The sequence below is a fragment of the Candidatus Binatia bacterium genome, from assembly GCA_036382395.1.
Classification (GTDB): domain Bacteria; phylum Desulfobacterota; class Binatia; order HRBIN30; family HRBIN30; genus JAGDMS01.
Window position 1 is genome coordinate 1 of record DASVHW010000176.1, and the last position, 6,505, is coordinate 6,505.

Below are 6,505 nucleotides of genomic sequence, written 5' to 3' on the forward strand. Positions count from 1 at the left end.
CCGCGCTCGCTCCGCTACGCCGCTTACTCGGCATGGACGGGGTGGATCTGGTGTGCGGAGCGGCCAACTCCTCGCCTCGGCTCGACGCCTGCGAATGCGATCTTTTCGGGCGCTTGGTTGCCGAGCAAATCGGTGGCGTGCGCCTCACCTCGATCAAGGGGGCAGTCGGCGAATTCGGCGCGGCGGGTGCCTTGAGCACCGCGGCCGCGTGTCTGGCGCTGCACGAGCAAATGGTGCCGCCGCTGTGTCATCTGCGGAACCCCGAACCGAGTCCTTCGCTGCGGTTCGCGGCCAGCCGCGGCGAAGCGCAGCCAATCAAACGGGTGTTGCTGTGTGGGTTGGGCCGAGGCGGTGCGGCTGCCGCGCTGCTGCTGAGACGCACGCCCTAGAATGCCCCCACCCTGACCCTCCCCCGTTGCCGGAAGTGGCAACGGGAGAGGGGACTAGGACGCCAAGCTTCACGCCGGCGGCTGGAAGTTCACGATCGAGGCACCGGGGGACAGGTGGTCGCGCAGTATCTCCTCGAAGGGCCGCTGATCGACGACTTGGAACTGGCTCGTTTCGATGCGGTACTCGGCGGTCGTGTCGGTGTACGGTGCGACCGCCGATGAGCCGGCGGAAAGCACGTTCACTATCGGGACCAGCTTGTGCTGCATGTACACCGGCTCGCGAGTGGTGATGATGATCTTGCAGTCGGGAAGGCCCATCGAGAGAACGGACACGAGGCGGACGAACTGCTCGTCGCTGGCGCCCCTCTGGTCGTGCTTGCCGGCAATCTGGCGCAGGCGCGGCACGGAGAGGTAAACCTGCATGCCCCGCGACCGCAGGTGCCGCGCGTGCGTCGCGAAGGCCGCCAGCTCCCAGCCGAGGTTGCGGTTGAGCCCGAGCAGTATCCCGGGGTTTGCAGACCGCAACCCGGCACGGTAGGCGCGATCGAAACCAGCCAGCCGGCGGTCGAAGTCGGCGCGCGGATTGTCCGGATTGCTGCCCATGAACTTGGCGTAATGCGTTCGGCAATAAGTTTCCTGGAAGTTGGAGAGCGTGATCGGCGGCTTCACGTGGCCGCCGGGGTCCCGCTCGATTCCAGCCAGCAAGGGGGCGAATTCTTTGTCGTCGATACCACCGATGTTCAGGATGACGTGCGCAAACTGCATCTCCAGTGCCAGGTGGAGAGCCTCGTTGACGTAACCCATCGCCCAGCTTCGCCTGGGGGACTGGTATTCTCCCGTCAACAGTGCGACCGCGCGCATTCCCCGTCGTCGCAGGGTCTCTAGCTGCTGCTGGACCCGTGTGCGGTCGGCCGTGTCGCGCTCGATGGCGTCGTTGTCGCGGCGCATGCCGCACATGTGGCACTCGGCGTCGCACGTGTTGGTCAAGTACAGCGGCGAGAAGGTTTCCAGATGCCGCGGGTGATGCATGCGCGCTGCAGTGGCGAGCTGGTACACCGCCTCGGTGTCTAGTTGCTCGGCAAACCACAGGACCGCCATGTCCTCGGCATCGAGTCCGTTGCCGCAGCGAGCCCGCTCGCTGACCGACTCAACGTACCCGGTTGCCGCCCGCGCGCGGGCGCGGCTGAGTAGTTCCTCGAGACGGTCACCGTCGAGCTGGAAGTCGTGCATTACACCCACCCCGCTTGCTGGTCTATACTGCAAGCCGCCCGTGAGGGTCAATGCGGTGTGCGAGAGTCGTGACCGGCGAGTTGCAGAAGCGCCGGTGATCGTGCACAAGGTGTGTCCGCAAACGAGGTCCGCTGGACTGAGCATGGTGCACGCACTCAGCGTCGATGTGGAGGATTGGTACCACGATGCGGCGGTAAGGGCTGCGGGGACACCGCAGAGCCGGGTTGAGCGCAATACCCTGCAGTTACTCGACATCATGGCAGCGCACGGCGCCACGGGCACGTTCTTTTTTCTTGGTGAAGTGGCCGCGCGCCTGCCGTGGCTGGTCCGACGAGTCGCCGGCGCCGGCCACGAGATCGGTAGTCACGGGTACCAGCACCGCCACGTGATGCGGATGACGCGGCGGGAGTTTCGCGAGGATGTCTCCCGCTCACTCCGCGTGATCGAAGACGCCACGGGCGGACCCGTGCGCGGCTATCGTGCTCCGTACTTTTCGATCAAGGCGGACGTCCGTTGGCCCATCGAGATCCTCGCGGATTTGGGGGTGTGCTACGACGCCAGCATCCTGGCCATCGATCGGCCGCCCGGTTTGGAGCTCGTGTGCCCTCGCCAACCGTTCCGTCACGCCAACGGCCTTTGGGAAGTTCCCGTGGCCATCCTGCAACTCTTGCACTTCTGGCACCTGCCGTTGGCGAGTGGTGCGGGGTTCCGGCTCCTGCCGCGGTGGCTGGTTTACCGGGGTGTGCGCCAGTTTGAGCGCAGCGTCGGTCCGGGTGTGTTTTACCTGCATCCGTGGGAACTCGACCCGCTCTCACCGGCGGCCAGAGGTGCGGGGCGCTGGTTGATTCGGGCCGGTCGCCGGGGCTTTGCGGAGACGCTGGCGGCGGTGCTTGACGACATCGCCTTTGTGCCCATCACTGAGGTCTTCGCGGAGTTGAGGGATTGAGTTCCGGGGGTGGCCGTGCGGCGGACGATTGAAGTCGGGGCCTGTGCCGGTGGGGCAGGGGCGGTCGCACTCTTGTGCTGGCGATTCGGGTTCGCCAATGTGAGCGCGGCTTTCGCGCACTTCTCGCCCCAGTATCTCGTCGCCTACCTCGCCTTCGGGGGCGCGGTTCGCCTCGGACTCGGGTGGCGGTGGCACCTGGTGGCGCGAAGACTCGGGGGCAGTCCAGGACTGGGGCGCCTGGTGGCGGCCCGCATTGCGGGGGACGCGGTGAGTTCGCTGCTCCCAATCGGCCGCATTTCCGGCGACCCGGTACGCATCGCCCTGGTGTACGAGGAAGGTGTGGGTGCGGCGAGGGCCAGTGCGAGCGTGGCGCTGGACCGGGTCATGGAGACGATCGCCAACATCCTCTGCGGCGTCACCTCTGTTACGGTCTTCTCCTCGGCGCATACGCTCGGATCCTCGCGCCGGGCCGCGCACACGCTGATCGACACGATGCTGCTCCTGTTGGCTGCTCTGGCGATAGCGCTGGAGATGCTGCGGCGCGGCGTCCACCTCGCGGCCCCGATCGAGCGTGTCGTACGGGGGTCCGGATTCGTGCGCCTGCAGGGCTGTCTACGTGCGTTCCGCGGCATAGAGGACCAACTGATCCAGTTTCTTCAGCGTCATCCCGGCACGATGGTCTGGGGTATCCTCGGCTCGTTGTGTATCGAGGGGTTGCAGATACTCGAGTACCACTTCTTGCTGGCGACCTTTGGGATCAGCCTCGATCTTCCGACGCTCTTGATGGCAATGGTTGCGACCGGCTTGGCCCGAGTCGTGCCCACTCCGGCGGGGCTGGGGGCTCTGGAAGCCAGCCAAGTGACCGTCCTCGCCGTTGCCAGCAACCGGCCGGATCTCGGCTTCGTCGTCGGCATCGTCATGCGTTTACACGAAACGCTGTGGTCCACGACTGGTTTGCTGGTGCTTGCGGTGCACGGGGTGTCGCTCAGGCGGTTGCGACTGCTGGCCGCGGTTGAGAAGGTGGCGGCATGAGCGCCGGTGCCGCGCTGGGAGTCTTCTTCGCGCTGGGCTGGGCGCTGTTCTATGTGTTCCGCGCTGAATCGCGGCACGCGGCACTTCCGTTCTACTCGAAAACGGAGCGTTTATGGGTGCACCTTGCTCCTGCGATCTTGGCCCTGCACGTGACCGCGGCCTGCGTCACCATCACTTGGACCCCGGTCATCCCGACGGCGTCCGGCCTCCTTGCCGTCGCCGTGTTCGTGATCGCCATCGCCTTCTGGTTTTGGGGGCGGATGATGATCGGGCCGCTGCGCACGCGCTACTTGCCGCAGCAGCCGCCGCGACGGTTTCGGGTCGATGGTGCCTTCGGGGTTGTGCGTCATCCCCTGTACTTCGGGTACCTGCTTGCGGCCTTCGCGCCCTTACTGGTGGCCCGGCGCGCCTTCCTGCTGGCAACACTCGCCGTGAGCTTCGTGGCGCTGGCGGCGCGCGCCGTGCAGGAGGAGCGTCGTCTGCGGACGTGGCTCGGCCCGAGCTACGAGGCGTACTGTCGCAGCGTGAAGCGGCTCATCCCGTTTGTTTGGTGACGCGAACATCACCTTGCCCGGCGTCGCGCCTGTGGTGTAGTCTCCTCCGCAACATGCTGGATGTGGCGGAGCCGAAGGCGCCGAACGCCCAGAAGACGCTGGTCCTCTGTGAGCCTCCGTATGTGTTCTGGGACCGCAGTATGGATCGGCTGCGCCAGGATGAGGAAAGCATTCCGGGGATGGGCGTACTGGTTCTCGCGGCAGTCGCTCGCGTCCAGGGCTATCGCGTTCGCCTGGTCGATGCCAAGCAACAGGGGACCTCGGTCGCCGACGTGAGCCAGGAGATCGCGCGCCTCCGGCCTGACTACCTTGGCATTTCGGCCACCACCATCTCGGTGACCAATGGCGCGCGCATCGCCGAGCGGGTGAAAGAGCTGCTGCCAGGCGTCGTCACGATCCTCGGCGGTGCCCACGTGAGTGCCATTCCCGAGCGCACGCTGGAGGCCTTCCCCAGCATCGACTTCGGCGTGGTCGGTGAGGGCGAGGGTTCACTCGTCGAGTTGCTGGCACGTCTCGACCAGGGGCGAGCGGTCGACGATGTCCCCGGCCTGGCCTACCGGCGCGACGGCCATATTCGAGTCAATGTGCCTGCACCGTACATCGAGGACTTGGATGCGTTGCCGTTGCCGGCGTGGGATTTATTGCCGGACTTCCCGCATCGTTTCCAACCCACGCTGTTCAGCTATCCACAGGCGCCGGTCGCCACGCTCATGACCTCGCGGGGTTGTCCCTTTTCGTGCTCGTTCTGTGATCGCTCGACCTCAGGCAAGAAGGGCCGCATGCACAGCGTCGAGTCGGTGGTGCGACTGTGCCGGCATCTGGTGGGGCTGGGGGTGCGCCACATTATTTTTGTCGACGATCTCTTCACCGTGCGCAAGCAGCGCGTGGTGGAGATGTGCCAGGCCTTTTTGGATAACGGCTTCACCTTCTCCTGGAACTGCAACAGCCATCCGAACTTGCTGGACATCGATACCATGCGCTTGATGAAGCGCGCCGGGTGCTGGCAGATCGCTTACGGCATCGAGTCGGGTTCGCAGCGCATCCTCGACGTGGTCAAGCGGGAGGTCCGCATTCCCCGCATGCGCGAGACCCTGCGCATGACACGTGCCACCGGCATCCGCGCCAAAGGCTACGTGATGATCGGCCATCCGACGGAAGATCTCGACAGCTTGGCGGAGACCGCCGAGTTCCTCAAACACGTCGAACTGGACATCTGTCAGGTCACCAAGTTCACTCCCTACCCGGGCACGCCGTCGTATCCGACGATTCGCGAGTACGGCACCTTCACCGAGGACTGGGAACAAATGAACGCCATGAATTTCGTCTTTATCCCGAACGGCTTGAGTGAGGAAGCCCTCGAGACCTACTTCGACCACCTGTATCGCACGTTCTACAGCCGCCCGGGCGTTCTGTGCGGCCTCTTGTGGCTGCTGGTGCGTCAGCCCAAATGCCTCAAGCGGTTCATCAGGTTAGTCCCGGTCTATCTGCGCAGCAAGTTCGCGGCTGGCCGCTATGTAATCGGGCGCTTGCCGGCGCGGTATCGCGTCGCCAATTCCGCCGGCCGATGACACGGCTACGCAACCGGTTCGTGGCCGGAATCCTGCCGCTGCGCTGCCTGGGGCTGCTGACCCCACCAGAGGCTGTGGCGGCGGACCATCATACCCAGGAGATGCCGGCGTTGTAGGTGCACGGCCGAGCCGGTTGGGACTCAAGAATGGTCCCGAGTTACGGCCCGACGAAATGCTGCTGTCCCAATTTCGGGCAGCACTGCCGGGGAAATGGCCGTACGCGGCCACGTCCGCCCGCTACGAGATGGTTGCCCAGGCGTTTTCGTTCTTACGCAAGTATCGGTTCACTTTCAGATTCGCGACCAGGTAGGCGAGCGTTTCAAGATAACTGCCGGTCGGTGGTGGAAAGAGGCGCTTGACAATGGCGCGGGTGGAGTAGAAGCCCCGGTAGACATACGTGAAGCCCTCCATCATTTCGTCGGGAGTCAAGTGTGCGGGTTTGATCAAGGGGCTGCCGTAGTCATACCGACCCCAGTCGTGCGTCAGGATGCGCCCGGCTTGCGCCATGTCGTCGTAGTACTTCGTGCCCGGATATGGGCAGGGGGTGAACAGCTTGAGAAAAGAGACCTTGTTGTCGATCAGAAACTCGAGCGAGCGGCGGAAGGTGTCGACGCTGTCGCCATCGAGTCCGACCATGAGGAGCGCGATCACCTGAATGCCTTTTCCGCGGATCGCGGCCAGGTCGCGGGGAAAGTGCTGCGGTAGATTGAATGACTTGTTGACCGAATCGAGGCTCGCCCGGTTGATGCTTTCGAGGCCAATCGAGAGGCTGACGCAACCGCTGCG

At 64.6% G+C, this 6,505-nt stretch carries 7 protein-coding genes; 5 read left to right on the top strand and 2 right to left on the bottom strand.

Going from position 1 to position 6,505, the window contains the following annotated elements; genetic code table 11:
• A partial coding sequence (locus VF515_08080; GenBank protein HEX7407591.1) for a hypothetical protein occupies positions 1-389 on the top strand: 389 nt, incomplete at its 5' end.
• A 69-nt stretch (positions 390-458) separates the two neighbouring features.
• Here the strand turns inward: VF515_08080 and VF515_08085 are convergent.
• Positions 459-1,619 carry a hypothetical protein gene (locus VF515_08085; GenBank protein ID HEX7407592.1) on the bottom strand — a complete coding sequence of 387 codons (1,161 nt, stop codon included), beginning with the start codon at positions 1,617-1,619 and terminating at the stop codon, positions 459-461.
• A gap of 142 nt (positions 1,620-1,761) precedes the next feature.
• On the opposite strand from VF515_08085, the gene VF515_08090 reads away from it, so the two are divergent.
• The 4 genes from VF515_08090 (at position 1,762) to VF515_08105 (ending at position 5,719) form a co-directional block, all read left to right on the top strand.
• Positions 1,762-2,565 (top strand): polysaccharide deacetylase family protein, encoded by an 804-nt coding sequence (locus tag VF515_08090; GenBank protein ID HEX7407593.1) that lies wholly within the window; start codon positions 1,762-1,764, stop codon positions 2,563-2,565.
• 15 nt (positions 2,566-2,580) lie between these two features.
• Complete coding sequence (locus VF515_08095; protein HEX7407594.1) at positions 2,581-3,597, top strand: lysylphosphatidylglycerol synthase transmembrane domain-containing protein; 1,017 nt, start codon at positions 2,581-2,583, stop codon at positions 3,595-3,597.
• Positions 3,594-4,151 (top strand): isoprenylcysteine carboxylmethyltransferase family protein, encoded by a 558-nt coding sequence (locus tag VF515_08100; protein ID HEX7407595.1) that lies wholly within the window; start codon positions 3,594-3,596, stop codon positions 4,149-4,151. The genes VF515_08095 and VF515_08100 overlap by 4 nt, the downstream gene beginning before the upstream one ends.
• A 62-nt stretch (positions 4,152-4,213) precedes the next feature.
• Positions 4,214-5,719 (top strand): radical SAM protein, encoded by a 1,506-nt coding sequence (locus tag VF515_08105; protein ID HEX7407596.1) that lies wholly within the window; start codon positions 4,214-4,216, stop codon positions 5,717-5,719.
• 237 nt (positions 5,720-5,956) lie between these two features.
• Here VF515_08105 and VF515_08110 read toward each other — a convergent pair.
• The coding region (locus VF515_08110; GenBank protein HEX7407597.1) for a hypothetical protein at positions 5,957-6,505 on the bottom strand (549 nt) is incomplete at its 5' end.